Source organism: Nocardioides halotolerans DSM 19273 (assembly GCF_000422805.1).
Classification (GTDB): domain Bacteria; phylum Actinomycetota; class Actinomycetes; order Propionibacteriales; family Nocardioidaceae; genus Nocardioides; species Nocardioides halotolerans.
On sequence record NZ_KE383927.1, the window covers coordinates 90,594 to 116,323 of the forward strand.

At 73.1% G+C, this 25,730-nt stretch carries 28 protein-coding genes; 12 read left to right on the forward strand and 16 right to left on the reverse strand.

The window, feature by feature from the left end; translation table 11 throughout:
* Window positions 1-49 precede the first annotated feature (49 nt).
* A complete protein-coding gene (locus G514_RS28620) occupies window positions 50-1,957 on the reverse strand; it encodes a penicillin-binding transpeptidase domain-containing protein (protein WP_051248171.1) in 1,908 nt (635 codons plus the stop codon).
* Between the two features lie 157 nt (window positions 1,958-2,114).
* Complete coding sequence (locus tag G514_RS0123335) at window positions 2,115-2,552, reverse strand: helix-turn-helix domain-containing protein (protein ID WP_028653714.1); 438 nt, start codon at window positions 2,550-2,552, stop codon at window positions 2,115-2,117.
* Window positions 2,553-2,610: 58 nt separating this feature from the next.
* Here G514_RS0123335 and G514_RS0123340 point away from each other — a divergent pair, with 58 nt between their 5' ends.
* On the forward strand, window positions 2,611-3,489 hold the full coding sequence (locus G514_RS0123340) for an NAD(P)/FAD-dependent oxidoreductase (RefSeq protein WP_028653715.1): 879 nt from the start codon (window positions 2,611-2,613) through the stop codon (window positions 3,487-3,489).
* 18 nt (window positions 3,490-3,507) lie between these two features.
* Here G514_RS0123340 and G514_RS0123345 read toward each other — a convergent pair whose 3' ends face one another.
* A complete protein-coding gene (locus tag G514_RS0123345) occupies window positions 3,508-5,226 on the reverse strand; it encodes a DEAD/DEAH box helicase (protein ID WP_028653716.1) in 1,719 nt (572 codons plus the stop codon).
* A gap of 193 nt (window positions 5,227-5,419) precedes the next feature.
* Between G514_RS0123345 and G514_RS0123350 the strand changes: the two genes are divergently transcribed.
* Complete coding sequence (locus G514_RS0123350) at window positions 5,420-6,223, forward strand: SDR family NAD(P)-dependent oxidoreductase (protein ID WP_028653717.1); 804 nt, start codon at window positions 5,420-5,422, stop codon at window positions 6,221-6,223.
* Between the two features lie 39 nt (window positions 6,224-6,262).
* Entirely contained in the window at window positions 6,263-6,742 is a 480-nt protein-coding gene (locus tag G514_RS0123355) for a GNAT family N-acetyltransferase (RefSeq protein WP_028653718.1), read from the forward strand.
* Between the two features lie 57 nt (window positions 6,743-6,799).
* On the opposite strand, the gene G514_RS0123360 is transcribed toward G514_RS0123355, so the two are convergent.
* A complete protein-coding gene (locus G514_RS0123360) occupies window positions 6,800-7,390 on the reverse strand; it encodes a hypothetical protein (protein WP_028653719.1) in 591 nt (196 codons plus the stop codon).
* Window positions 7,391-7,621: 231 nt separating this feature from the next.
* Here G514_RS0123360 and G514_RS28625 point away from each other — a divergent pair, with 231 nt between their 5' ends.
* Complete coding sequence (locus G514_RS28625; RefSeq protein WP_157545188.1) at window positions 7,622-8,326, forward strand: response regulator transcription factor; 705 nt, start codon at window positions 7,622-7,624, stop codon at window positions 8,324-8,326.
* Window positions 8,323-9,624: a sensor histidine kinase gene (locus tag G514_RS29625; protein WP_028653720.1), complete on the forward strand. Its 1,302-nt coding sequence runs from the start codon at window positions 8,323-8,325 to the stop codon at window positions 9,622-9,624. The genes G514_RS28625 and G514_RS29625 overlap by 4 nt, the downstream gene beginning before the upstream one ends.
* On the opposite strand, the gene glmS is transcribed toward G514_RS29625, so the two are convergent.
* A complete protein-coding gene (gene glmS / locus G514_RS0123375; RefSeq protein WP_028653721.1) occupies window positions 9,611-11,461 on the reverse strand; it encodes a glutamine--fructose-6-phosphate transaminase (isomerizing) in 1,851 nt (616 codons plus the stop codon). The genes G514_RS29625 and glmS overlap by 14 nt on opposite strands.
* Window positions 11,462-11,489: 28 nt before the next feature.
* Window positions 11,490-11,753, reverse strand: coding sequence for a hypothetical protein (locus tag G514_RS0123380; protein ID WP_028653722.1), 264 nt, complete (start codon window positions 11,751-11,753; stop codon window positions 11,490-11,492).
* Between the two features lie 375 nt (window positions 11,754-12,128).
* On the opposite strand from G514_RS0123380, the gene G514_RS0123385 reads away from it, so the two are divergent.
* The 3 genes from G514_RS0123385 to G514_RS0123395 all read left to right on the forward strand — a co-directional run bounded on the left by G514_RS0123385 (window position 12,129) and on the right by G514_RS0123395 (window position 14,588).
* Window positions 12,129-12,701 (forward strand): YceI family protein, encoded by a 573-nt coding sequence (locus G514_RS0123385; RefSeq protein WP_028653723.1) that lies wholly within the window; start codon window positions 12,129-12,131, stop codon window positions 12,699-12,701.
* A gap of 79 nt (window positions 12,702-12,780) precedes the next feature.
* Window positions 12,781-13,695 (forward strand): GNAT family N-acetyltransferase, encoded by a 915-nt coding sequence (locus G514_RS28635; protein ID WP_036566165.1) that lies wholly within the window; start codon window positions 12,781-12,783, stop codon window positions 13,693-13,695.
* Window positions 13,692-14,588 (forward strand): GNAT family N-acetyltransferase, encoded by an 897-nt coding sequence (locus G514_RS0123395; RefSeq protein WP_028653724.1) that lies wholly within the window; start codon window positions 13,692-13,694, stop codon window positions 14,586-14,588. The genes G514_RS28635 and G514_RS0123395 overlap by 4 nt, the downstream gene beginning before the upstream one ends.
* Window positions 14,589-14,627: 39 nt before the next feature.
* Here the strand turns inward: G514_RS0123395 and G514_RS0123400 are convergent, their stop codons facing one another.
* Complete coding sequence (locus G514_RS0123400; protein ID WP_028653725.1) at window positions 14,628-15,986, reverse strand: FAD-binding oxidoreductase; 1,359 nt, start codon at window positions 15,984-15,986, stop codon at window positions 14,628-14,630.
* A 193-nt stretch (window positions 15,987-16,179) separates the two neighbouring features.
* Between G514_RS0123400 and G514_RS28640 the strand changes: the two genes are divergently transcribed.
* Window positions 16,180-16,953, forward strand: coding sequence for a sensor histidine kinase (locus G514_RS28640; protein ID WP_051248175.1), 774 nt, complete (start codon window positions 16,180-16,182; stop codon window positions 16,951-16,953).
* Entirely contained in the window at window positions 16,950-17,603 is a 654-nt protein-coding gene (locus G514_RS0123410) for a response regulator (protein WP_028653726.1), read from the forward strand. The genes G514_RS28640 and G514_RS0123410 overlap by 4 nt, the downstream gene beginning before the upstream one ends.
* Before the next feature lie 3 nt (window positions 17,604-17,606).
* Here G514_RS0123410 and G514_RS0123415 read toward each other — a convergent pair whose 3' ends face one another.
* From G514_RS0123415 to G514_RS0123445, 7 genes are read right to left on the reverse strand one after another with little or no spacing between them, the layout of a single operon-like run.
* Window positions 17,607-17,909: a hypothetical protein gene (locus G514_RS0123415; RefSeq protein WP_028653727.1), complete on the reverse strand. Its 303-nt coding sequence runs from the start codon at window positions 17,907-17,909 to the stop codon at window positions 17,607-17,609.
* Window positions 17,906-18,739 (reverse strand): TylF/MycF family methyltransferase, encoded by an 834-nt coding sequence (locus G514_RS0123420; RefSeq protein WP_028653728.1) that lies wholly within the window; start codon window positions 18,737-18,739, stop codon window positions 17,906-17,908. The genes G514_RS0123415 and G514_RS0123420 overlap by 4 nt, the downstream gene beginning before the upstream one ends.
* A gap of 43 nt (window positions 18,740-18,782) precedes the next feature.
* Window positions 18,783-19,331 (reverse strand): hypothetical protein, encoded by a 549-nt coding sequence (locus tag G514_RS0123425; RefSeq protein ID WP_245582320.1) that lies wholly within the window; start codon window positions 19,329-19,331, stop codon window positions 18,783-18,785.
* A 53-nt stretch (window positions 19,332-19,384) separates the two neighbouring features.
* Entirely contained in the window at window positions 19,385-20,620 is a 1,236-nt protein-coding gene (locus tag G514_RS0123430; protein WP_028653730.1) for an acyl-CoA dehydrogenase family protein, read from the reverse strand.
* Between the two features lie 32 nt (window positions 20,621-20,652).
* Window positions 20,653-21,054, reverse strand: a complete 402-nt coding sequence (locus G514_RS0123435; protein ID WP_157545191.1) for a hypothetical protein — start codon at window positions 21,052-21,054, stop codon at window positions 20,653-20,655.
* A 39-nt stretch (window positions 21,055-21,093) separates the two neighbouring features.
* Window positions 21,094-22,725 (reverse strand): monocarboxylate uptake permease MctP, encoded by a 1,632-nt coding sequence (gene mctP, locus G514_RS0123440; protein WP_028653732.1) that lies wholly within the window; start codon window positions 22,723-22,725, stop codon window positions 21,094-21,096.
* Window positions 22,722-22,973, reverse strand: a complete 252-nt coding sequence (locus G514_RS0123445; protein WP_028653733.1) for a DUF3311 domain-containing protein — start codon at window positions 22,971-22,973, stop codon at window positions 22,722-22,724. Before G514_RS0123445 ends, mctP begins: the two co-directional genes overlap by 4 nt.
* Window positions 22,974-23,073: 100 nt before the next feature.
* Here G514_RS0123445 and G514_RS0123450 point away from each other — a divergent pair, with 100 nt between their 5' ends.
* Both G514_RS0123450 and G514_RS0123455 read left to right on the forward strand, forming a co-directional pair.
* A complete protein-coding gene (locus tag G514_RS0123450; RefSeq protein WP_028653734.1) occupies window positions 23,074-23,658 on the forward strand; it encodes a dihydrofolate reductase family protein in 585 nt (194 codons plus the stop codon).
* A 78-nt stretch (window positions 23,659-23,736) separates the two neighbouring features.
* A complete protein-coding gene (locus G514_RS0123455) occupies window positions 23,737-24,513 on the forward strand; it encodes a hypothetical protein (protein WP_028653735.1) in 777 nt (258 codons plus the stop codon).
* 1 nt (window position 24,514) lies between these two features.
* On the opposite strand, the gene G514_RS29630 is transcribed toward G514_RS0123455, so the two are convergent.
* Both G514_RS29630 and G514_RS28650 read right to left on the reverse strand, forming a co-directional pair.
* Window positions 24,515-24,961 (reverse strand): DUF1707 SHOCT-like domain-containing protein, encoded by a 447-nt coding sequence (locus G514_RS29630; protein ID WP_051248177.1) that lies wholly within the window; start codon window positions 24,959-24,961, stop codon window positions 24,515-24,517.
* Window positions 24,958-25,671 (reverse strand): PadR family transcriptional regulator, encoded by a 714-nt coding sequence (locus G514_RS28650; RefSeq protein ID WP_084152349.1) that lies wholly within the window; start codon window positions 25,669-25,671, stop codon window positions 24,958-24,960. The genes G514_RS29630 and G514_RS28650 overlap by 4 nt, the downstream gene beginning before the upstream one ends.
* Window positions 25,672-25,730: the final 59 nt, after the last annotated feature.

Consider the following 25,730-nt stretch of genomic DNA (forward strand, 5'->3'; position numbering starts at 1 on the left):
GCCCCTCGTTGACCCCATGCAGCGGGGGGTCCGCTCCATTTCAGGCGCGTCACCCCCTGGCGGCCCGCAGGAACTCCTCGATGATCGGGCCGGCGGTGCCGCTGCCGGACTGGCCGACGTCGACGTAGACGCAGACCGCGAGGTCGCCCTGCGCGGCGATCATCCACGCGTGGGTCTGCAGGTCCTCGCCGGTGCCGAACTCCGCCGTGCCGGTCTTCGCGATCACCGGCGGGCCGGGCACGTCGAGCAGGCCGCGGCCGCTGCCGTCGGTCACCACGGCCCGCAGCATCGAGCGCAGCGCCGTGACCTCCGACTCGGTGAGCGGCGCGGCACCGTCGGGCGCGCTCACGTCGACGCCCTCGACGAGCCGCGGCACGACGAGCGAGCCCTGCTGCACCGACGCGATCACGGTGGCCATCACCATCGGTGAGGCGAGGATCGTGCCCTGCCCGATCAGCTGGGCGGCTGCGCCGGTCTCGCTGCCGTTGTCGGGGTCGGTCTTGCCGAAGTACGCCGGGAAGCCGAGGTCGTGGTCGAGCCCGATGCCGAGCGAGACCCCCGCGTCGAACAGGTCGGTGCCGCCGAGCTTGTCGGCCTGCGAGATGAACGCGGTGTTGCACGAGTTGGCAACCGCGGTCCGCAGCGGGATGTTGCCGAGCGCGCTGCCGGGATAGTCGCTGTAGTTCTTGAACCGCTTGCCGTCCACGACGATCGTCGGCGTGCACGGCACGACGGTCTCGGGCGTCAGGCCGGCCCGGAGCAGCGCGAGCGAGGTCACGCTCTTGAACGTCGAGCCGGGCGCGAACTGCCCGAACGTCGCGATGTTCTGCCCGCCGGTGCCGGGCCCGTTGGCGGCGGCGAGGATCTCGCCGGTGCTCGGCCGGATGGCCACCAGCGCGCTGGCCGGGCCGACCCCGGCGAGCGCCTGCTCGGCCTTGGTCTCGAGGTCGACGTCGAGCGAGAGCACGAGCGGGTCGCCGGGCGTCGCGTCGGTGCGGAAGAGCTCGCGCGGGTTGCCCTCCTCGGGCACGGCCTGGACGACCACGCCGGGCGTGCCGCGCAGGCGCCCGTCGTACCTCGCCTCGAGGCCGGAGAGCCCCGCGAGGTCGCCGGGGTGGTACTCCGGGTGCTCCTCGATGATCTCCGCGGTGACCGGGCCGACCCGGCCCAGGAGCGGCGCCGCGAAGTCGCGCGTCGGACCCAGCGGCAGCTCGGCCGAGACGATGCGGGCCCCGGGGATCGTGGCGACGCCGCTGCTCACCTGCGTCGGCAGCTCCTCGCGCCGGAAGACGATCGCCTCGACGAACGCCTGCGCACCGGCGGCGTTCACGGCCTTGACGTACGGTCCGGGCTCGATGCCGACCAGTCGCGCCAGGGCGCGGGCCGACTGCGCCGCGTCGGCCGACTCGAGCTGGGGCTTGTCGATCCCGACCCGCGACACCTGGCGCTCGGTGACGATCGGCTGCCCGCCCGCACCGAGGATGTCGCCGCGGTCGGCGAGCACGGACGACGCGTCGAGGTTCTCGCCCTCGACGAGCGAGGGCTCCACCGCCGAGGGCGCCCACTCGACCTGCCAGCCGGAGTCGGCGAACCTCAGGTCCGCCTTCGCGTCGTACTCCCATGTCGCAGCGGTCAGGTCCCACGTCCAGTGGAGGGTCGCCACCGCGGTGGAGCCGGTCCGCTTCACGCCCGCGGTGTCGACGCGGAGCTCGGCCGAGCCGAGCTCCTGGACGATGCGCTCGTACGACGCCTGGGCGGTGGTCGCGGTGTCCGGCGTGAACGCGACCTTCGAGAGGTCCTTCGCCGTCAGCCCGGAGGCGAGGGCGGTGGCGGCGTCCTGCGGGTCCGGTTCGTCGGTCTCGCCCCCGCTGCCCGAGTCGTCGCCGGAGCACCCGGCTGCCACGAGCACGACGGAGAGGATCAGGGCGAGTGCGGCGGCCCGAGGTCGCATCGTCATGCCGACCTTTGTAACAGGCCCGCGCCAGCCGGATTCTCGCCGAGTCGGCGTTGCTGCTGACGAGTAGCCGGCCGAGTCGGCGTTGCTGCTGACGAGTAACCGGCCGAGTCGGCGTTACTGATGATCAGTAACGCCGACTCGGCGACGGGGGGCCGGGTCAGACGTGCTGGGCCGAGTGGATGGGTGGGAAGGACGCGCGCTGGCCGGAGACGAGGTCCTCGACGATTGCGCTGAACCGCGGACAGGTGGCGATGTCGTGCGCTCGGCAGCGCAGCGCGTGCTCGGTCATCTCCCGCGAGCGACGCATCTCCTCCATCCGCCGGTCGAGGTCGGCGACGTGCGCCTCCAGGATCTCGTGGCGGTCGGCGGCCTCCGCGTCGAGCAGCACGAGGATCTGGTCGAGGCTCATGCCGGCGGCCTTGCTGCGCACCACGGTCGCGACGCGCACGACGTCCTCGCGTCCGTACCTCCGTCGGCCCGCCCCGTCGCGCGCCGGCGCGAGGAGGCCGACGTCCTCCCAGTGCCTCAGCACGTGGGTCTCGAGACCGAACCGCTCGGCGGTCTCACCGATGGACCAGTCGAGGCTTGACTTCATGTCAACATGAAGTCACATCCTCGTGGTTGACACAAGTTCGAGCGCGAGGAGTGCACAGATGGACAGCTACGACGCAGTGGTGATCGGCGGCGGACCGGCCGGCCTGCAGGCGACCCTGACCCTGGCCCGGGTGCACCGCAGGGTGCTGATGATCGACTCGGGCAGCTACCGCAACGACCCGGCCGGCCACATGCACAACGTGGTGACCCACGACGGGACGCCGCCGGGCGAGTTCCGCGCGGCGGCCCGCAAGGACCTGGCGGCGTACGACACCGCGACGGTGCGCGACGAGACCGTCACCTCGGTGGCGATGGACGGCGACCACGTCGTGGTCTCGCTCGGCGACGAGCTGGTCCGCGCCCGCGGGGTGGTGCTCGCGACCGGCGTGGTCGACACGCTCCCGGACAAGCCCGGGCTGTCCGAGCTGTTCGGCTCGGTGGTCGCGCACTGCCCGTTCTGCCACGGCCACGAGTTCGCCGGCGGCCACGTCGGCATCCTCGGGGTCGGCGGCGCGGGCCACCTGCCGGGCCTGGTCGGGCCGATCGCCTCGCGGATCACCGTCTACACCGACGGTGAGGACCTCGGCGCCGACCTGCCGGCGGGGGTGGCGGTCCGCACCGACGCGGTGACCGGCCTGTGCCGCAGCGCCGCCGGCGCGACGATCAGCTTCGCCGACGGCCCCTCGGAGGAGGTCGCGGGGCTGTTCGTCTCGACGACGTTCGCCCAGCGCGCGCCGTTCGCCGAGCAGCTCGGACTCCGCCTGAACCCGTCGGGCTGCGTCGAGGTCGACGTGATGGGCCGCACCAGCCTGCCGGGCGTGCACGCGGCCGGCGACATGGCCCATGTCGCCGCGCTCCCGATGCCGATGGCGTCGGTGCTGACCGCCGCCGCGTCCGGCCAGGTGGCCGCCGCGTCCCTGGCGGCGTACCTCCTCTGAGGCGACCCGCTCGACGGATCAGCCCTTCTTGTGGCGGGGCTTCTTGCCGGCGGGCCGGGAGGAGGACGACGGCCGGGACGACGGCGGGCCGTCGTCCTTCTTGAGGCCGATCAGCTTCCCGGAGATGCGGGTCGACCTCAACGCGTCCCAGGTCTCGGCCGGCAGGTCGGCGGGGAGCTCGACGAGCGAGAAGTCCGGCCGGATGGTGATCGCGCCGAAGTCCTGGCGGCGCAGGCCGCCCTCGTTGGCGATGGCCCCCACGATCTGGCGCGGCTCGACCTTGTGCCGCTTGCCCACGGCGATGCGGTACGTCGCCAGGGGGCTGCCGTCGCGCGCGACGCGCGGGCCGCGCTCGGCACCGCCCCGCTCGGTTCGCTCGCCCCGCGCCGGACGGGCCGGCGGCTCGGGCTCCGGCGAGAGCAGCAGCGGCTCGTCGCCCTGGGCCACGACGGCGAGGGCCGCGGCGACGTCGACCTCCGGGACGTCGTACTCCTGCACGTAGTGGGCGATGATCTCGCGGAACCGCTCGATGCGCGGCCGCGCCTCGAGGGCCTCGGTGATCGCGTCGTCGAAGCGGGCCAGCCGGGTGCTGTTGACGTCCTCGACGCTGGGCAGCGACATCTGCTCGAGCGGCGTGCCGTTGGCCTTCTCGAGGTGGCGCAGCAGGTAGCGCTCGCGCGGGGTCACGAACGAGATCGCGTCGCCGCTGCGGCCCGCGCGGCCGGTGCGGCCGATGCGGTGCACGTAGGACTCGGTGTCGGTCGGGATGTCGTAGTTGATGACGTGGCTCACCCGCTCGACGTCGAGACCGCGGGCCGCCACGTCGGTGGCGACGAGGACGTCGAGGTCGCCGGAGCGCAGTTGCTGCACGGTCCGCTCGCGCACCGGCTGGGCGACGTCGCCGTTGATCGCGGTCGCGGAGAACCCGCGGGCCCGCAGCTTCTCGGCGAGCGTCTCGGTCTCGTGCTTGGTGCGGACGAAGACGATCATCCCCTCGAAGTTCTCGACCTCGAGGATGCGGGTGAGCGCGTCGACCTTCTGCGGGTAGGACACCAGCAGGTAGCGCTGCCGGATGTTGGCCGCGGTCGCCGTCTTGCTCTGCACCTTGATCTCGACCGGGTCGTCGAGGTACTGCTTCGACAGCCGCCGGATCTGCGCCGGCATGGTCGCGGAGAACAGCGCGACCTGCTTCTCCGCGGGGGTGTCGGCCAGGATCGTCTCGACGTCCTCGGCGAAGCCCATGTTGAGCATCTCGTCGGCCTCGTCGAGCACGAGGAAGCGCAGCGACCCGAGGTCGAGGGTGCCCTTCTCGAGGTGGTCCATGATCCGGCCGGGCGTGCCGACGACGACGTGCACCCCACGGCGCAGCGCCGACAGCTGGACGCCGTACCCCTGGCCGCCGTAGATCGGGAGCACGCGGACGCCGGGGAGGTCGACGGCGTACCTCTCGAACGCCTCGGCGACCTGGACCGCGAGCTCACGGGTCGGCGCCAGGACCAGCGCCTGCGGCTCGCGCTGCGAGAGGTCGAGGCGGGAGAGGATCGGCAGCGCGAACGCCGCGGTCTTGCCGGTCCCGGTCTGCGCGAGGCCGACCACGTCGTGGCCCTCCATCAGCGGCGGGATCGTCGCGGCCTGGATCGGGGACGGCGCCTCGTAGCCCACGCCCGCGACCGCGCTGAGCACGCCGTCGGCCAGGCCGAGGTCGGCGAAGGTCTGCTCATCGGGGGTGCTGCTCACCTGTCAACGGTAGTCGCCCCGCCGCCGGCCCTCCGATTCTCCGTCGCGGTGGGCTGGGTCACCACGGACGCGGAACCCGTGCCGGTACGTCGCACGGCGGGTGCGGCGGCCGGAAGCCGGGTCCGATTCCCGCGCGCATGCCCCAGCCGAATCCCGCCAGCGCCAGCTCCGACGGACCGGCACCGTGGAGCGCATGGATCTCATGCTGAAGGACAAGGTGGCCATGGTGACCGGGGCGTCCCAGGGGATCGGGCTGGCGGCGGCGCTGACCCTGCGCGCCGAGGGGGCGTGCGTCGCCGCGGTCTCGCGCCGCTGCTCGCCGGAGCTGGCTGCCGCGCTCGACGACTCGCTCGTGCACGTCCCGGCGGACCTGGCGACCGAGCGCGGCCCGGCGGGCGCCGTCGAGGCGACCGTGGAGCGGTTCGGGCGTCTGGACGTCCTCGTGAACAACGCGGGCGGTCCGCCGCCCGGGGTGACGATGCCGCGGTTCTCCTTCGAGCACCTCGACGACGGGGACTGGACGGCGATGCTCGACTTCAACGTGATGAGCGTGGTGCGTGCGGTGCGGGCGGCGCTGCCGCACCTGCTCGAGCAGGGCGGCAGCATCGTCAACGTCTCGTCGACCCACGCCCACGTGCCGAGCGGCGTCAACGTCGACTACGGCGTGGCGAAGGCGGGCGTCAACAACCTGACGCAGGCCCTCTCCGAGGAGTTCGGGCCGCGCGGCGTCCGCGTCAACACCGTGAGCCCGGGCCCGGTGCGCACGCCGTGGTGGACCAAGGAGGGCGGGGCGGCCGACGTGCTCGCGCAGGCCCTCGGGTCCGACCGGGCCACGGTCCTGGAGCGCTCGGCCGCGGAGCTGATGAACCTGACGACGGGGCGGCTGATCGACCCCCAGGAGATCGCCGACGTGATCGTGCTGCTGGCTTCGCCGCGCTCGGCCAGCACGACGGGCTCCGACGTCGTCGTCGACGCCGGCCTGCGCAAGGCGGTGTAGCCGGGCGCGGGCGCGAGGCTCCCGGCCTACGCTGGCGCGGTGCTACCGGCCCCGACGTCACGCCTCCGCTTGCGCGAGATGACCGCGGCCGACCTCCCCGACATCGAGACCCTCGAGCTCGGCGGCACCCGCGGTCCGCGGGGCTGGATCGAGTGGAACGTGCGCAACTACGCCGAGCACGGCTTCGGCCTCTGGGTGGTCGAGACCCACGCGGGGGAGTTCGTCGGCGACTGCGGCCTCACCATGCAGGAGGTCGACGGTGAGTGGCACGTCGAGGCCGGCTGGCACGTGCGCGCCTCGCACCGCCGCCAGGGGTACGCCGCCGAGGCGGCCGCCTCGGTCCGTGACGCCGCGCGCGAGGCGGGGGTCGAGCACCTCGTCGCGATCATCCGCCCCGACAACCTCGCCTCGCAGGGCGTGGCCCGCAGGATCGGCCTCTCGCTGGAGCGCGAGACGGAGAAGAACGGCAAGCCGGTGCTCGTCTTCGGGGCGGACCTCGGCAGAGCGGGGCCCGGCTGAGGCAGACGAACGGCCGGCCTCCCCGCAGGGAGACCGGCCGCTCGGATCACGCCAGGGTCAGCACCAGACCTGGACCGTGAAGCCGTGGGCCGCAGGGGTGCCGTCGAAGTCGCGAGTGCGGACGTTGACGGCCTTCGGGTCGGCGGTCGACGACGAGACGCTGATGAAGCCGACCTGCTCGGGGCTGACGGACGTCGGCGCCGCCATGGTGGCGGTGTAGCCGCAGGCCGACACGTTGCGGTCGAAGGTGAGGATGTAGTTGCCGGCGCTCAGGCTCTCGACGGCGACGGCGCCCCGGCCCTTGTTGATGGTCGGGCCGCCCCACACGAAGGCCCACAGCGGCTGGAGCTCGGGCGCGAGCTGGTCGCGACCGACCGAGCCGTTGGCCAGCTTGTCGGCGGTGACCGCGTCGTTCGCGATCTTCTTGGTCTTGATCGCGCCGTCGGCGATCTTCTTCGTGACGACGGCCTTCTTCGCGATCTTGGACGTGGTCACCGCGCCCTTGGCGAGGTCCTTGCTGGTCACGAGGCTGCCGGCCACGCCGGGCGCGGTGGAGGCGAGCAGCGCGAGACCCGCGACGGCGACGGCACCGCCGAGCAGGCGGCGGTTGCGGCGGGACGGGCGGGTGTGGGTGCTGGTGGCGTTCATGTGTTCCGAGTCCTCTCTGGTAGGCCCGGACCTCGTTGTCCGGACCTCGGGGTGCTGGCCGGGGCGACCCCGACCGACACCCAGAAGGCTGGCCGAGCAGGGGCCCGTGCAGCACCGCGCCAGCCCCCGTTTCCGCGTCCGGGGATCCCCCGCCCCGCCTACGGATTTCCCTACCTCGGAACCCCCGCCAACCACCGTCCCCGCGGGTCGGCGCGCGTCTACGCTCAAGGGGTGCGCGAGCTGACACTGATCGTCGCGGAGGACAACCTGCTGGTGCGGGAGGGCGTCCTCCGCCTGGTCGCCGGGATCGAGGGGGTGCGGGTCGCCGCGTCCTGCAGCCACTACGACGAGCTGCTCGCGGCGGTCGACAACTACGCCCCCGACGTGGTGATCACCGACATCCGGATGCCGCCCGGCCACCGCGACGAGGGCATCCGGGCCGCCAACCGCTTCCGCACCTCCCACCCCGACCTCGGCGTGCTCGTGCTCTCGCAGTTCCTCGACGCGGCGTACGTCCTGGCCCTCCTCGAGGAGGGCACCCGCGGGCGCGGCTACCTGCTCAAGGACCACGTGGACGAGGTCGACCGGTTCGCCGGCGCGATCCGCACCGTCGCCGCGGGCGGGTCGTTCATCGACGACGACGTGGTCGACGTGCTCGTGCGCAGCCGCACCCGCACGGTCGACTCGCCGCTCGCGTCGCTGTCCGCGCGTGAGCTGGAGGTGCTCACCGAGATGGCCACCGGCGCGACGAACTCCGCGATCGCAGAGTCGCTCTTCGTCTCGGCCCACTCGGTGGAGAAGCACGCGAGCGCGATCTTCGCCAAGCTCGGGCTGGCCGAGGACGTCGAGGTCAACCGCCGGGTGAAGGCGGTGGTCATGTTCCTCGCGGGCCGTACGCCGGAGCCGGAGCCGGCCGGCGGGCCGGGCGGCTCATGACGCCGACCGACGAGCAGGTCGCCCGGCTGCGGGTGCTGATCCTCGTCGACTGCGCGACCGCCTTCACCGCGGCGGTCCTGATGTTCGTCAGCTGGATCCTGTGGGTCGACTCCCCCGTGCTGCCGGTCGTGACCGTGGCGGTGGCCGTGGCCGGCGCGGTGATGGCCCGCGCGCTGTGGCCGCTGCGCCGCGGCGACGTGCCGCAAGCCGTGCTCTGGTGGGCGGCCGCCAACTGGGGCATCGCCATCGTGGCCGCCGCGATCGCGACGTTCGCGTGGCCGCTCATGATGCTCGCCGCGCTGCTCCCGGCCGTGCTCGCGACGGCGACCGCCACCGGGCGCGCGCTGACGTGGTACGTCATCGGCTCGGTCGCGGTGTGCACCGCGGTCGTCGCGCTCGGCGTCCTCCAGGACGTGTCTGGCCTGACCGAGAAGACGCCGCTGGGCCTGCAGCACTGGCTGCTCGCGCTGTTCATCCCGGCGATGGCCGCGATGGTGGGACTGATCGTCCTGCAGAACAGCCTGCGCCTGCAGGGCGCGCTGGCCGGCGCCCTCGAGGCGCAGCGGGAGCTGGCCGACCAGGCCGAGGAGCTGCGGCGCTCGCGCGCCCGGGTGGTCGCCGCCACCGACCGCGAGCGCCGGCGCATCGAGCGCGACCTGCACGACGGGGCGCAGCAGGGGCTGATCTCGATCGGCATCGGGCTCGCGGGTGTCACGTCGCTGTGCCGTACCGATCCCGACGCGGCCGTCGCCGCGCTCACCGACCTCCGCCGCCAGCTGCACCTGGCCCACGACGAGGTGCGCAACCTCGCGCAGGGCGTCTACCCCCCGGTGCTCTCCGAGCACGGGCTCGTCGAGGCGCTGCGCTCCGCGGTGGACCGCTACGCGCTGCCCGTGACCCTCGACCTCCACGACCCCGGCCGGCACCCCAGCGAGCTCGAGGCGGCGGTCTACTTCTGCTGCATCGAGGCGCTCCAGAACGCCGCCAAGCACTCGGGGGCGAGCCGGGTGCGCGTCTCGCTCGGCGCCGACGAGGACTCGATGTGGTTCACCGTCGCGGACGACGGGATCGGCTTCGACCCGGACGCCCCGGGCTCTGGCGGCATGGTCAACATGCAGGACCGGCTCGGCGCGAGTGGCGGCACCCTCCGCGTCGAGTCGTCCCCGGGCGGGGGCACCACCGTGCACGGCAGCGTGCCTACCTCGCCGCCCGCCCAGCGCCCCACCGCGCGCCCCCTCGCGCGGCCCGTCGTACGGCGCGCGGCCGGGCCGGCGCCGGCCGACCTCACTCCACGGTGACGGACTTCGCCAGGTTGCGCGGCTTGTCGATGTCGTGGCCCAGCGACTGTGCGGCGTGGTAGGCGAGCAGCTGGAGCGGCACCGTGAGCAGGATGGGGTCGAGCTCGCGCTCGTTGCGCGGCACGTCGATGCGGTGCACGGACGCCTGCGACGGCAGGTCGCCGAGGTCGACCTCGGCGTGCGTCACGACCACCAGCGGTCCGCCACGGGCGGCCACCTCGTGCAGCGCACCGACGTTGCGGTCGGTCAGCTCGTCGTGCGGCACCACCGCCACCGTCGGGACGCGGGGGTCGATGAGCGCGAGCGGGCCGTGCTTGAGCTCGGAGGTCTGGTAGGCCTCGGCGTGCCGGTAGCTGATCTCCTTGAACTTCTGGGCGCCCTCGCGCGCGACGGGGTAGCCGCGCACCCGGCCCACGAAGAACAGGCTCTCGGCCTCGGCCAGGCGCGCCGCCGGTGCGACCAGGTCCGGCTCCCCGGCGAGCACCTCGGCGACCTGTCCGGGCAGCCGCTGCAGGCCGGCGACGAGGCGGCGGCCGTCGGCGATCGAGAGGTCGCGGACCCGGCCGAGCTGCAGCGCCAGCAGCGTGAAGCCCAGGAACATGTTGGTCAGCGCCTTGGTCGAGGCGACGGCCACCTCGGGACCCGCGTGGAGGTAGATGCCGCCCTCGCACTCGCGCGCGATCGCCGACCCGACGACGTTGACCAGCCCCACGACGCGGCCGCCCTTGCGCCGGATCTCCTGCACGGCGAGCAGCGTGTCGATGGTCTCGCCCGACTGGCTCACCGCGACGTAGAGCGTGTCGGGCTCGATGATCGGGTTGCGGTAGCGGAACTCGCTGGCGGCCTCGGCGTCGGCGGGGATGCGGGCCAGCTCCTCGACCAGGCCGGCGCCCATCTGCCCGACGTAGTAGGCCGAGCCGCAGCCGAGCACCTTGACCCGGCGGATCGCGCGCAGGTCGCGCGCATCCATCTCGAGTCCGCCGAGGTGCGAGGTGCCGAACCGCTCGTCGAGGCGCCCCCGCAGGACGCGCTCGGCCGCCTCGGGCTGCTCGAGCATCTCCTTGTGCATGAACGACTCGTGCTCACCGGCGTCGTACGCCGCGGGGTCGACGTCCACCTCGGTCGCCGTCCGGGGCACCGCGCTGACCCCGCCGTGGTCGCGCCGGTAGGTCGTGAACCCCTCCGCCGTGATCGTCGCCAGCTCGCCGTCGTCGAGGTGCGCGACCCTCGTCGTGTAGCGCACCAGCGCGGCCAGGTCGGAGGCGACGAACATCTCGTGGTCGCCGATGCCGATGATCAGCGGGCTGCCGTTGCGCGCGACGACGACCCGGTCCGCGAAGGCGGCGTGCAGGACCGCCAGGCCGTAGGTGCCCTCGACGCGGGCGAGGGCCTCGGCGACCTTCTCCTCGAGCGTCTCGGCCTCCGACCGCCCGATCAGGTGGGCCAGCACCTCGGTGTCGGTGTCGGACACGAGGTCGACGCCGGCGTCGGTCAGCTCGGCACGGAGGGCGGCCGCGTTGTCGATGATCCCGTTGTGCACGACGGCGACGTCGCCCTTGGTGTCGAGGTGGGGGTGGGCGTTGAGGTCGTTGGCCGGCCCGTGGGTCGCCCAGCGCGTGTGGCCCACGCCGACCCGGCCCGCGAACCGCTTGGGCAGCTCCTCGGTCAGGTCGCGCACCCGCCCGGCCTTCTTCGCCATCCGCAGCCGGCTCTCCTTGCCGGGGCCGAGCACCGCGATGCCGGCCGAGTCGTAGCCCCGGTGCTCCAGCCGGCCCAGCCCTTCGAGCAGCAGCGGCGCGGCCTGCTGCGACCCGACGTACCCGACGATTCCGCACATGTTCAGCTCCTGCCTCTTGGGGGGCGGCTCATCCGTAGACGATCCGCCGCAGCTGGCGCTCGCTGAGGGCGGGCGCGGCGACGACCCGGTGCGCGAGCTCCTCGGCCAGCCGGGCGAAGATCTCGGGGTTGCGGGCGCCGTGGGTCTGCAGCTCCGCGTGCCGGCGCCGCACGTAGTCCTCGACCGGCTCGGCGAGGAACGCGACGACGTCGTCCACGACCCGCGCGGCCTCCGGCGCGGTCAGGTCGGTGGTCGCGACCAGGTGGTCGACGAGGGTCCGGTCTGCGGGCACGCCTCCAGAATGCGCGCCAGCGACGTCAAAGTACAATTTTCTGCCCGATTTCGGGCACAAATGTCGCCGAAGGTACGTCGGTGGTCAGCTGGGTGGGGTCGTGCGTCCAGCCGACCCCGCTGCCCGACAGTGCAGCATTTGGCCGCCAGGGAGGCCCGGATGCGGTGCAGTCGGCAGCCGACACCGACCCCGCGAGGTCAGTCACCGATGTGCACCACATCTGGGACGTGGGGGGAGTCGGATGTGGTGCAAATGGCGGGCGGGCGATTCTGGGCGCCGGCGCCGGAGGCGGCCGGGAATACAACCGGACCACGGTCCGTTAGGGGTGATTGAAGGTTGCACCACCCGTCCGACACCGACACACAGGAGCTCCGCATGACCAGCACCGACTTCGACCCCGCCACCACCGTCCTCGACGACATCTCCGGTGACTACACCCTCGACCCCGCGCATACGCGCCTCGGCTTCAGCGCCCGGCACGCGATGGTCGCGACCGTCCGCGGCCACTTCAGCGAGTTCACCGGCACCGCGCACGTCGACACCGCCAACCCGGCCGGCTCCAAGGTCGAGCTGACCATCGCCGCCAACAGCATCAACACCGGCAACGAGCAGCGTGACGGGCACCTCCTGTCCGGCGACTTCTTCGAGACCGAGGAGTTCCCGAACATCACCTTCACCTCCACCGACGTCAGCCGCGACGGCGACGACTGGGTCATCACCGGCGACCTCACCGTCAAGGGCGTGACCAGGTCGATCTCGGTCCCCTTCGAGTTCACCGGCTCGGCCCAGGACCCGTTCGGCAACACCCGCATCGGCTTCGAGGGCTCGGCGACCCTGCTCCGCAAGGACTGGGGCCTGACCTGGAACGCCGCGCTCGAGACCGGCGGCGTCCTCGTCTCCGACAAGATCAAGCTGCAGTTCGACATCTCGGCGATCAAGAACGCCTGACCCAGTCACCTCCCGCACGACGGGGCCGCCGGTTAAATCGGCGGCCCCGTCGGCCATTTGTCGTGTCTACTACGGCCTCGTGGACCTTCCCGATGGACTCGAGAGCCGCCCGCTCCGGCAGGACGACGCACACGCCGTCTTCGAGGTGATGGCCGCCCAGGAGGCTGCCGACCTCGGCGAGGTCATGATCGAGGAGGCCGACATCGTCGGCGACTGGGCGCAGCCCTCCTTCGACGTGTCCGCGTCGACGATCGGCGTCCTCGACGGCGACCGGCTGGTCGCCTACGCCGAGGTCGGGTCGTCCGGCCGCTGCGACGCCGCGGTCGACCCGGCCTACCGCGGCCGCGGCATCGGCACCTCGCTGGCGCACTGGACGCAGGCCAACGCCCGCGCGAGGGGCATCGCGGAGATCGGGATGCCGGTGCCGCTGGGCTCCCCGGGCGACCGGCTCCTCACCGCGCTGGGCTACCGCGTGCGGTGGGAGAGCTGGGGCCTCGAGCTCCCTCCCGGCGCGACGGTCCCGGTGCGCACGCTGCCGGAGGGGTACGTCGTCCGCGCGGCCGAGCCGTCCGAGTACGAGCAGTGCTGGACCGTCCAGGAGGACGCGTTCCTCGAGTGGTCGGTCCGCGAGCGCGAGTCCTACGACGACTGGCTGGCCGGGGTGACGCTGCGGCCCGGGTTCGAGCCGTGGAACCTCCGCGTCGTCGCCGACCCCGCCGGCGCGGTGGTCTCGTTCGGGTGGGTGCAGCTCGGCGCCGAGTCGGCGTTCATCGCCCGCCTCGCCACCACGAGGCCCGAGCGGGGACGCGGTCTCGCGCAGGCCCTGCTCGTCGACGCGTTCGCCGCCGGGCGCGCCCACGGCGCCACCCGGTTCGAGCTGTCGACCGACTCGCGCACCGGCGCTCTCGGCCTCTACGAGAAGGTCGGCATGGTCGTCACCTCGACGTGGGTCAACCGCGGGCTGGCGCTCACCGGCGCCGGGGTCGGCGAGTGAAGGACGTCGAGCCGCCGGAGGGCCTGACCGCGCGCCCGCTGGCGCTCGCCGACGCCGCCGCCGTCGCCGAGGTCACCGCCGCCGAGGAGGTGCACGAGGTCGGCGAGGGCGACACCACCGAGGAGGACATCGTCGCCGAGTGGCAGCGGCCGTCGTACGACCTCGCGTCGAGCACGCTCGGGCTGTTCGCGGGCGACCGGCTCGTGGCGTACGCCGACCTCGTGCGCCCGGACTTCGGCTACACCGGTGTGCACCCCGACGACCACGGCCGCGGCCTGCGCGACACGCTGTTCGGCTGGCTGGAGACCACCGCCCGCGCCCGCGGCGGCGCGCTGATCAGCACCCAGGTGCCCGGCGGGGGCGACGCCGACCGACGGCTCGAGGCGCGCGGCTACCGGGTCCGGTGGACGGCGTGGGACCTCGAGCTGCCCGCGGGCACCGCGATCGTCACGCAGCCGCTGCCGGCGGGACACGCGCTGCGCGATGCCCGGGCCGACGAGCACGAGCTCGTGTGGACGGTCGTCGAGGACGCGTTCTCGGAGTGGCGCGACCGGCAGCCGATGGCGGACTTCGGCGCGATGGTCTGGGGACGCCCCGGCCACGAGCCCTGGAACCTGCGGCTCTGCACCGACGCCGCCGGCGAGGCGGTGGGCGCCACCCACGTGTACCTGTCCGGTGACGCGGGCTACGTCGCCCGCATCGCCGTCCGCCGCGACCGCCGGGGCCACGGCTTGGCCAGGGCGATGCTCGCCGACGCGTTCGCCCTGGCCCGGAGCCACGGAGCCGTCCGGTGCTACCTGTCGACCGACTCGCGGACCGGCGCCCTCGGCCTCTACGAGAAGGTCGGCATGGTGGTCACCTCGACCTGGGTCAACCGCGCGCTGGACCTGTGAGCCGCCAGCCGCTCGGGTGACCCGGCGGACGACCCGGCATCAGGCGGCGGGGCCTTCGGCCAGGTCGTCCTCGGCGGGCGCGATGTTGTGGTTGCGCGCGAACACGTTGTCCGGGTCGTAGGCGCGCTTCACCGCGGCCAGCCGCGCGTACGTCGCCGGCGGGTACGCCGCCGCCACGTCGCCGGGCGTCGCGGCACCCTGGAAGTTGATGTAGGTGCCGGTGCCGTGCGCGGCCACCTCCCGCCACGGCAGCAGCGCCTGCTCGACGTCCGCGTCGCTCGCGGTCTCCGGCTGCAGGAGCATGCACACCACCATCGCCTCGGCGTCGCGGTGCGCGAACGCCGTCGCGTCCGCCGGCACCCGCGCGAAGGCACCGCCGAGGCTCCGGACCGCGATGACGGTCGGCGCCGCACCCCAGAGCCGGTCGATCGCGGCGATGGTGTCGCCGTCCAGCACCGGCACCAGCGTGTTGCGCGCCGAGGGCCGCACGCCGGCCGGCGGGTGCATGGCGTCCTCGAGGATCTCGGAGTACCTCTGCTCGGTGATGCTCGCGGACACCACGGTCCCGAGCTCGAGCAGCGGCTCGATGGCAGCGTCGGCGTCGGCCACCGAGCTGCCGGGCGCGCCTGCGTAGCAGAGCAGCATCATCGCCATCCGGGGCGAGCCGGGAGCCTGCGGCAGGAGCGCGATGGAGCTGGTCAGCTCCTCCGGCGCCCCCCGCATCACGTCGCGCCACCTCCGCAGCAGGACGGTCGCGTCGTCGACCTGGTAGGTCACGGTGCCGTGGTGGACGGTGGTGACCTCCTGCGCGACGAAGTCGAAGTCGACGACCACGCCGAAGTTGCCGCCGCCACCGCGCAGCGCCCAGAACAGGTCCGGGTGCTCCTCGGCGGACGCCGTCACGAGAGCACCGTCGGCTGTCACGACGCGGGCGCCGACGAGGTTGTCGATCGCCAGGCCGTGCCGGCGAACCATCCAGCCGATGCCGCCGCCGAGGGTCAGCCCGCCGACGCCCACACCGGTGGTGTCGCCGGAGGTCAGCCCCCACCCGTGCGGGTCGAGGGCCGCCGCGACCCGGCCCCACGTCGCGCCACCGCCGACGCGCACCAGGCGCCGGCCGGCGTCGAGGACCTCGACCGAGTCGAGGTGTGCGAGGTCGATGACCACGCCCCCGTCGTTCGTGCTGTGCCCGACCGGGCTGTGCCCGCCGGACCGCACCGAGACGGGAAGGCCGCGGTCGCGGGCGTGCCCCAGCACCGTGGCGACCTCGCCGGGATCGCGCGGGCGGGCGATCAGCGCGGGCCGCCCGGTCGCGAAGAAGACCCGCGCCGCCTCGTCATAGCCGTCGTCGCCCGGCCGCAGCGCCTCGGTGGCCAGGTCGTTCTCGTGCAGTCTCATCGTCTCTCCTCGTCTCGTGTGCTCGGCGGTTCGATCGTGCTGCGGATCGCGCCGGCCGGCGTCGCCCCACGGGCGTCACTTCCACCTACCCGACGAGTCGGTGGCGCGAGGTGTGACTACGACGCCCGTGGTAGGCCGCGACTACTCCCGCGGTGGGACGTGCAGGCAGGCCCGGCCGTCCTACGCTCGGAGGATGCGCACCGACCGCGGCTGGCGAAGGTTCTACGGCACCGGGTGGCTCGTGTCCGCGGCGTTCGGCGCCGTCGCGTCGGTGCAGTGGAAGGCCCGGATGCGCGAGGTGGAGCAGCGCGCCGAGGAGGCCGAGCGCACCCGCGACGAGACCGCCCGGCGGCGCGCGGTCGAGGAGCGGCTCCGCATCGCGCGCGAGCTGCACGACTCGCTCACCCACAGCATCTCGGTGATCAAGGTGCAGGCCGGCGTCGCGGCCCACCTCGCGCGCAAGAACGGCGAGGAGCCGTCGGCCGCGCTGCTCGCCATCCAGGAGGCCAGCACCGACGCGGCGCGCGAGCTGCGCTCGACGCTGGAGGTGCTGCGCCGCGACGACGAGGCCACCGTCAGCGGGCTCGACCGGCTGCCGGCGCTCGTCGAGCGGGCGCGGTCGTCGGGGCTGCCCACCCGGCTCGTCGTGCGCGGCGACGTGCGGCCGCTGCCGCCTCAGGTCGACCAGACGGCGTACCGCGTCGTCCAGGAGGCGTTGACCAACGCGGCCCGCCACAGCGTCGACGCGACCGCGACCGTGGAGATCACCTACGGCCCGGCCTGCCTGACCGTGCGCGTGGAGGACGACGGGGCCGCGGCCCTGCACACCCCCGTCCCGGGCTTCGGTCTCATCGGGATGCGCGAGCGGGTCACCGCGCTGGGCGGGCGGCTGATCGCGGAGCCGCTGCCGACGCGGGGGTTCGCGGTGTGCGCCGAGCTCCCCGCGACCACCGCGACCACGACGTGATCCGAGTGCTGCTGGCCGACGACCAGGCCCTGATCCGCAGCGGCATCCGCGCCCTTCTCGACGCCGAGGACGACATCACGGTGGTGGCGGAGGCCGCGGACGGCCGGGAGGCCGTCGAGCTGGCGGTCGCCCATCGTCCCGACGTCGTGCTCATGGACGTGCAGATGCCCGAGCTCGACGGCATCGAGGCCACCCGCCGGATCGCGAACGACGAGCGGCTGGCCGAGGTGCACGTCGTGATGCTGACCAACTACGGGCTCGACGAGCACGTCTTCGGCGCCCTGCGGGCCGGCGCGTCCGGCTTCGTGGTCAAGGACACCGAGCCCGCCGACCTGCTGCAGGCGCTCCGCGTGACCGTGCGCGGCGACGCGCTCCTCTCGCCGGGCGTGACCCGCCGGCTGATCAGCGAGTTCGTCGCGCGGCCGGCCGTCGTGCTGCCCTCGGCCGACCTCGACCGGCTCACCAACCGGGAGCGCGAGGTGGTGGCCCTGGTCGCCCACGGGCTCAGCAACGACGAGATCGCCGAGCGGATGGTGCTCAGCCCGATGACGGCCAAGACGCACGTCAGCCGGGCGATGACCAAGCTGGGTGCTCGCGACCGCGCACAGCTGGTGGTGTTCGCCTACCAGTCCGGCCTGGTCACGGCGTGAGGCTCAGCGGCTGAGCTTGCGGCGCACCCGGCCCAGCGTCTGCCGCAGCCCGGGGGACGTCCGCGCTGCCTGGGCCTTGGCCAGCCGGCGCTCGAGCCGCGTGGCCTTGCGGCGGGTCTTGCGCAGCCGCTCGCGCAGCTCGGCGACGCGGCGTTCGGCGCGCGCTGCCCGCCGCTCGGCGCGGCGCAGGTCGCGCGACATGGCGTGGTGCAGCTCGCGCAGGGCCCGCTCGGCGTTCCGCCGGGTCTCGGCGAGCACCTCCTGCAGGCGGGCCGCTCCCTCGTCGGCGCTGAGTGGCTCGTTCACGCCGGCACGCCCTTGCGCCAGTAGGCGCCCGTCCAGTCGACCTGGTGGATCTCGTCGGTGATGCCGCGGTCCTTGCGGAAGTCGTGGACCGCCTGCGCACAGGCCGGCACCGCGCCGTAGTCGTCGACGATCACGAAGCCACCGGGCGAGACCTTGTCGTAGAGCGGCTCCAGCGCGTCCATCGTCGAGGCGTACATGTCGCCGTCGAGGCGCAGCACCGCGATCTGCTCGATGGGTGCGGTGCCGAGGGTGTCGGCGAACCAGCCCTTCAGGAACTCCACCCGGTCGTCGAGGAGGTCGTAGCGGCGGAAGTTCTCCTGCACCTCCTCGACCGAGATGGCCAGCTCGCTGAAGGCGTGGAACTGGTCGCCGATGTCGGCGGCGTAGCGGCCGTCGTGCTCCGGCAGCCCCTCGAAGGAGTCGCAGACCCACACCCGGCGGTCGGGGTCGCCGTGGGCGGCCAGCACCCCGCGCATGAAGATGCACGACCCGCCTCGCCAGACCCCGGTCTCGACGAGGTCGCCGGGGACGCCGTCGGTGAGCGTCCGCTCCACGCACTCGCGGATGTTGGCCAGCCGCTTGAGGCCGACCATGCTCTCGGCGTCGGCCGGCCAGTCGACGCCCTCCTCGCGGAGCTTCGCGTCGAACGTGCCGGGCTCGACCATCCGGACCTGGCGCCCCGGCATCGTGGCGGTGAGCAGCTGCCAGAGGTAGGACTCGTAGCTGCCGAGCGGGAGGCTGACGGTGACGTTGCGACCCTCGAAGCCGTAGCGCGTGAGCACCTTGGCCAGCAGGTCGAGGTAGAGGTCGGCGGCGGGGTTCGAGCTCACCCGCGCACCCTAGACGAGCCCCGCCCGTCACCCCGATTCGTCCTCACCCCGAGCGGAGGGCCACGGTGGTGACCACGGCGGTGACCGACGGGGTGCGGGGCGTCGAGGAGAACCCGAAGCGGCACGGCGGGTCGACGTCGGCGAGCTGCCCCAGATCGTCGCCGTCGAGGCTCCCGGTCATCGACACCACGCGGTGGACGTCGGTGGCGCCGTACCACTCCCGGCGGTCGCCCCCCGCGGTGCCGCGGGTGCGCACGCCGCGGAGGGCGACCCGGGCGACCGGGTTGGTGAGGGCGCACCACGCCGGCGACTCCGCGACCCGCCGCGGGACCAGGCGCAGCGCCGCACCGAGCGTCGTGCGGCCACCCACCGAGAGCTCGAGCCGCAGTGACGGCGACCGCACCCGCCACCGCTCCCCGTCGCCGGTCACGGCGAACGGCTCCAGCCGCACCTCGTCGAAGGAGTACGTCGCGCCGATGAAGTCGGCCACGTCCTGGCGGGGTGCGAGCAGCACGCGGTGGCCCGCAGCGGTCTCGACCATCGCGTCGCCGAACTCGCCGAGCGGGGTGTCCGTCCACCGCCCGACGACCACCCGCGTGCCCGAGGTGCTGCCGATGCCCGCGATGTGTCCGCGGAACCGCTGCCTCAGCGGATCTGCATCCCCGAGATCGCGCGGGCGATGACCAGCCGCTGGATCTCGGAGGTGCCCTCGAAGATCGTGTAGATCCGGGCGTCGCGGGCCATCCGCTCGACGGGGTACTCGCGGGTGTAGCCGTTGCCGCCGAGGATCTGCATCGCCTGGCCCGTCACCCGCACGGCGGTCTCGCCGGCGTACAGCTTCGACATCGAGCCCTCGGCCGCCTCGAACGGCGTGCCCTGCTTGGCCATCCACGCCGCCCGCCACACGAGCAGGCGGCTCGCGTCGATGCCGGTCTTCATGTCGGCCAGCGCGAACGCGATCGCCTGGTTCTCGATGATCGGGCGGCCGAACTGCTCGCGCGTCTTCGCGTAGTCGAGCGCGACCTCGTAGGCCGCCCGCGCGATGCCGATCGCCTGCGCCCCGACGGCGGGGCGGGTGCGCTCGAACGTCGCCATCGAGGCGTTCGCCGAGCCGCCGCTGCGCACGCCCTCGCGCGCCTTCGCCAGCCGCGCGTCGAGGCGGTCCTTGCCACCGAGCAGGCAGGAGCCCGGCACCCGGACGTGGTCGAGCACCACCTCGGCGGTGTGCGACGCGCGGATGCCGTGCTTGGCGAACTTCTGGCCCTGGCTCAACCCCTCGGTGCCGGGCGGCACGACGAAGCTCGCCTGGCCCCGCGCGCGCAGCTCCGGCTCGACCACGGCCGTGACCACGTGCACGTCGGCCATCCCGCCGTTGGTCGCCCACGTCTTGGTGCCGTTGAGCTCCCACTCGTCCTTCGCCTCGTCGTACGTCGCGCGCGTGCGCATCGCGCCGACGTCGCTGCCGGCGTCGGGCTCGGAGGAGCAGAAGGCGGCGACCTTGAGGTCGCCCGGCGAGCCGAACATCTGCGGCGCCCACTCACCGATCTGCTCGGGCGTGCCGTTGGCGGCCACCGCCGCGGCGGCGAGCGACGAGCCGACGATGGCGAGCCCGATGCCGGCGTCACCCCAGAACAACTCCTCCATCGTCAGCGGCAGGCCGAGCCCGGTCGGGTCGAAGCTCTGGGTGGCGAAGAAGTCGAGGGAGTAGAGACCGATCCGGGCCGCCTCCTCGACCACCGGCCACGGGAACTCCTCGCGCTCGTCCCACTCGGCGGCGGCCGGGCGCACGACGTCCTCGGCGAAGGTGTGCACCCACTTCTGCAGCTCGACGTGGTCGTCCCCGAGGGCGAAGCTCGGCGTGCTCGGTGCGTCGTCGCTCACGCGTCGAGGTTACCCGCGGGTCACCTCCGGGTTCAGCCCTCGACCACCCGGAAGCTCCAGCTGCCGACCTTCCGCCCGGCGACGTACCACCGCACCCGATGGGTGCCGACCCGGTCGCTGGTGATGCTCACGACCCGCGTCTCACCCTTGTCGGCCGGCTGGGCGCTCGCGCACAGCGGCTTCTTCCTGCCCGGGAACCTCACGCAGACCTTGTAGACCGCGTCGTGACGCGCGCTGCGGAAGAACGCCGCCTTGGGCTGCGAGGCCCTGCACACGGTGGCGGGCTTCGCCGAGGTCTTGGCGCTGCACGCGACGTACGTCGTGTAACCCGCCGCCCGCCTGCCCGCCTCGGCGCCCGTCGCCGTGACGGCCGGCACGGGCAGCAGGCACACCGTCACCAGTGCGGCCAGCGCCATCCCCGCGGGGACCCTCATGGCGCGGAACCTACTCCGCTCGGCGCCCTCGTGGGGAGGTCAGCGGGCGACGACGTCCGGGTCGAGCTCGGCCTGCACCCCCTCGTCACCGAAGTCGGCGGTGTAGTCGTCGGCCCGGGTCCGGTCGGTGCCGGCGGAGACGTTCGCCGCGCGCAGCACGACCGTCAGCACGATCGCGACCAGCAGGTTGAGGCCGAAGGCGAGCACCGCGATGTAGACCTTCGTCGTGTCCGACCACGGCAGCAGCACGAGCGGCCCGCCGAAGTGGGACTGGGTCGGCGACGCGACACCGTAGGCGAGCCAGGTGCCGTAGGCCATGCCCACGGCCCAGCCCGCAAGCAGCGCCCACCGGTGGAACCAGCGCGTGTAGAGGCCGGCCACGATCGCAGGCAGCGTCTGCAGGATCCACACGCCGCCGAGCAGCTGCAGGTTGATCGCGAAGTCCTTCGACAGCGCGAGCACGAAGACCAGCGCGCCGAACTTCACCAGCAGCGAGACCACCTTGGCCTGCCTGGCCTCCTGCGCGTGCGTCGCGTCGCGGTTGATGAAGGCGCGGTAGATGTTGCGCGTCCAGAGGTTGGCGGCCGCGATCGACATGATCGCCGCGGGCACCAGCGCACCGATCACGATCGCGGCGTACGCGACACCGGCGAACCACGCCGGGAACTCGTTCTCGAACAGCTGCGGCACGGCCTGCTGCGGGTTCGCGACCTTGACGCCGGCCGCGATCGCGACGAAGCCGAGCAGCGCGAGCAGCCCGAGCAGGAAGGAGTACGCCGGCAGCAGCGACGCGTTGCGGCGGATCACCGAGCGGCTCCGCGTGGAGAGCACGCCGGTGATCGAGTGGGGGTACATGAACAGCGCCAGCGCCGAGCCGAGGGCGAGGCTGCCGTAGGCGAGGTGCAGGGTCTCCGGCGGCATGATCGCCTTCGGCGTCGCCTCGCCCGCCGCGATCGCATCGGCGTTCTCGGTGTTGAAGTCGCCGAAGCCCTTGCTCACCGTGTCGAAGATGTTGCCCCAGCCGCCGAGCTCGTGCGGCAGGTAGAGCACCGCGACGATGATCACGAGGTAGATCAGCGTGTCCTTCACGAACGCGATCAGCGCGGGCGCCCGCAGGCCGCTGGAGTAGGTGTAGGCCGCCAGGACCGCGAACGCGATGAACAGCGGCAGGTCCTTGACGAACCAGTTGTCGTCCTCGCTGCCGATCCCCATCACCTCCAGCACCACCTGCATGCCCACGAGCTGGAGCGCGATGTAGGGCATCGTCGCGAGGATGCCGGTGACCGCGACGGCCAGCGCGAGCGGCCGGCTGTCGTAGCGCCCCTCGACGAAGTCGGCCGGCGTGACGTAGCCGTGGCGGTGGCTGACCGACCACAGCCGCGGGAGGAACAGGAAGATCAGCGGGTAGACCACGATCGTGTAGGGCACGGCGAAGAAGCCGACCGCACTGCCGGCGTAGAGCGTCGCCGGGACGGCGATGAACGTGTACGCCGTGTAGATGTCGCCGCCGATGAGGAACCACGCGATGAACGTGCCGAACCCGCGGCCGCCGAGGCCCCACTCGTCGAGGCTGCCCATGTCCTTGGCCCGCCGCCAGCGGGCGGCCGCGAAGCCGAGGATCGTGACGAGCAGGAACAGGAAGACGAAGACGCCGACTGCGACGCCGTTCATCGGATGGTCTCCGCGGGGTCGTCGGCCTTCTCGGCCCGGGTCCGCGGCGGTCGCTCCGACCTGGTCAGCAGGTACGCCGACGTGGTGAGCACCGCGGCCACGGGGATCAGCAGGAACTGGAACCAGTAGTAGAACGGGAAGCCCCAGAGCTCGGGGTCGGTGCGGTCGTAGATCCCGACGAGCAGGGGCAGCACCACGGCAGGGGCGAGCAGGACCACGACGATGGTCCAGCGGGCGGACGACGACATTGCGAACCTCCCGAGAGGCGATGGGTTCGATGGGTGGCGATGAGCCTCGCCGTTCCGCCCGGTCTCCATCTCGAGTCCACGACAAACGCTGGAGGCTGCCATGACCCAGGTGATCGCCAACCTCGCGATGTCCGTCGACGGCTTCATCGCCGGCCCCGGTGACGGCTGCGAGGACCTCTTCGGCTTCTACGAGGACGGCAGCGCGGAGCTCCGGGTCGCCGACGGCTGGCCGGCCTTCCACATGGACGAGCCCAGCGCGACGCTCTTCCAGGAGGCGGTCGCGCGGACCGGCTGCCACGTGATGGGGCGGCGGCTCTACGACCTGACCAACGGCTGGGACGGCCACCCGGGCAACGAGGCGCCGATCGTCGTCGTCACTCACGAGGCGCCGCCCTCCCACCCCGAGGGCGTGCCCTACGTCTTCACCGACGACGTGCCGACGGCGATCGCCCGGGCCCGCGAGCTGGCCGGCGACCTCGACGGGGCCGTCGCCGGTGGCTCGGTGGCGCGGCAGGCGCTCGACGCCGGGCTGCTCGACGTCATCGACGTGAGCCTCGTCCCGGTCGTGCTCGGCGCGGGCATCCCGTGGTTCGCCGGGGCCCGCGGGCCGGTCCGGCTCTCCGACCCGGTCGTGCACGAGGGGCGCGGCGTGACCCACCTGCGCTACCGGGTGCTGCGGGACTGACACCCCACCGCGGTCCGCGCTTCGGCGGCGGCCGAAAGGCCTCGCGCCCGGGCGGCCCGACGAGCAGACTCCCACCCCATGACGGACCTGTCCCGCTACGCCGACTGGACCGCCTGGCTCACCGAGCAGGCGGCCGCCGACCCCGACGTGCACTGCGTGTGGGTGGGTGGCTCCGCCGCGACGGGCGGCTACGACCAGTGGTCGGACCTCGACCTCGACGTCCTGTGCACGCCCGGCACGTCGACCGACGTCTACACCCGCTGGCTGGCCCGGGCCAGCGCCGACTTCGACGTCCGTGGGGTCTGGGCCGTGCCCGAGCACGTGTGGCCCGACGGCCGCCAGTGCTTCCTCCACCTCCAGGACCGGCCCGGTCTCCTCCTCGAGCCGACGCGCATCATCGACCTGCACATCTCCGACCTGTCCGACGCGCACTCCCACGTCGACGTACGCCGGCACGGCACGCCGATCGTGCTGCACGACCCCGACGGCCTCGTGGTCCTCGAGGAGGAGGACGTCAGCGCCGGCATCGCCGCGGCGCTCGAGCAGGCCCGGCAGCGCCGCATGGTCGACGAGTGGCTGGTCAACCGGGCCGTCGCCCGCGGCCAGGTCGCCGAGGCCGTCGACTTCTACCTGCGCTTCGCGCTCGGGACGCTCGTCCGGCTGCTGCGGATCGAGCACTGCCCGTGGCGCTACGACTTCGGCCTGCGCTACCTCCGCGAGGACCTGCCTCCAGAGATCGCGGACGGCGTCGAGGCGCTGGTGCCGGGCGCCGCGTCGGCGACGCCGGAGGAGCTCTCGCTCCGCTGCTACGCGTGGGTGGACGAGCTGCTCGCCCGGCGGCCACCCGACGCCTGAGTCAGGGCCAGCGCGGGCGCCGGCCGAAACTCTCGGCGGCGTAGGCCCGGCGCGGCCCGCGGTGGCGGAGCACCACGAACCAGAAGATCGCGAAGCCGAGCAGGAACAGCGGCAGGTGCGCGAGCGCCGAGACGGCGATCAGCACGGCCAGCACCACCAGGAGCGGGCCCGGAAGCCCGCGACGAAACGGACGGACGCCAGAGCTCCAGTACCTGGGTTCGTCGGAGCGCTCGCTCTGAGGTGCGAGCGCAGCGAGCCTCGAAGAGTACGGGCTCGGGAGGTCGCGGAAGATCGGCGCGATCTCGCCCCTCGTCCTCGCGCTCCAGACCTGCTCGAGCCGCTCCGCGTGCTCGTCGGCGGTGAGCCGGCCCTGCACGAAGTGCTCGCCCAGGTCGGCGGCGGCGGCCTCGCGCTCGGCGTCGCTGAGCCGGATCGTGTGGTCGGTCATGCGTCGCGGTCCTCGTCCTCGTCGGCGGCGTCGTCGGCGGAGGCCTCGTCGCCGTCGGCGAGGATGCCGTAGAGCTTGCGGCGGGTCTCGACCAGCACGTCGATGGCCGCGCGCTGCTGCGACTCCGACCCCGCGGTGACGATCTGCCACACCGCGCCCATGACCTGGCCGATCTCCGGCTTCAGCCCCGAGAACGGCGACTCCTCGCTGGCATGCCGGTCGAAGGGTCGCCACACGCCGGCGAGCTCGTCGGCGTGCTCGGCGACGTACTGCCTGCCCTCGGTGGTCAGCGCCAGCGTCTTGCGGCCGCGCTCGTCGTCGGTCTCGACCAGCCCCTCGTCGTGCAGCTGCTGGATGGTCGGGTAGACCGAGCCGGGGCTTGCCCGCCACGAGCCGCCGCTGCGCTCGGAGATCTGCTGGATGACCTGGTAGCCGTTGACCCGCTCACCGCTCTCCTCGGCCGCCCGCAGGACGTCGAGGATCGCCGAGCGGACGTCGCCGCGCCGGGCCCGGGGCCCGCGGCGCTGCTCGTGGGTCCCGCCGAGGCCGAAGAGGCCCGCGACCCACGGCGGCGGTCCCTGCATGCCGGGGCGGCCGGGGCCGTCCCACCCGCCGAACTCGCCCCACGGCCCGCGCCGGCCGCCGCGTCGCTGTCGTCGTCCGGGCTCGTCGGCACGAGCCCACTGTCGGTTGAAGCCTGGGTGTCCCATGCCGGACTCCTTTGACGGAATGTCTGTGTGATATCGCGTCTCTGTCGCGATATATCGTT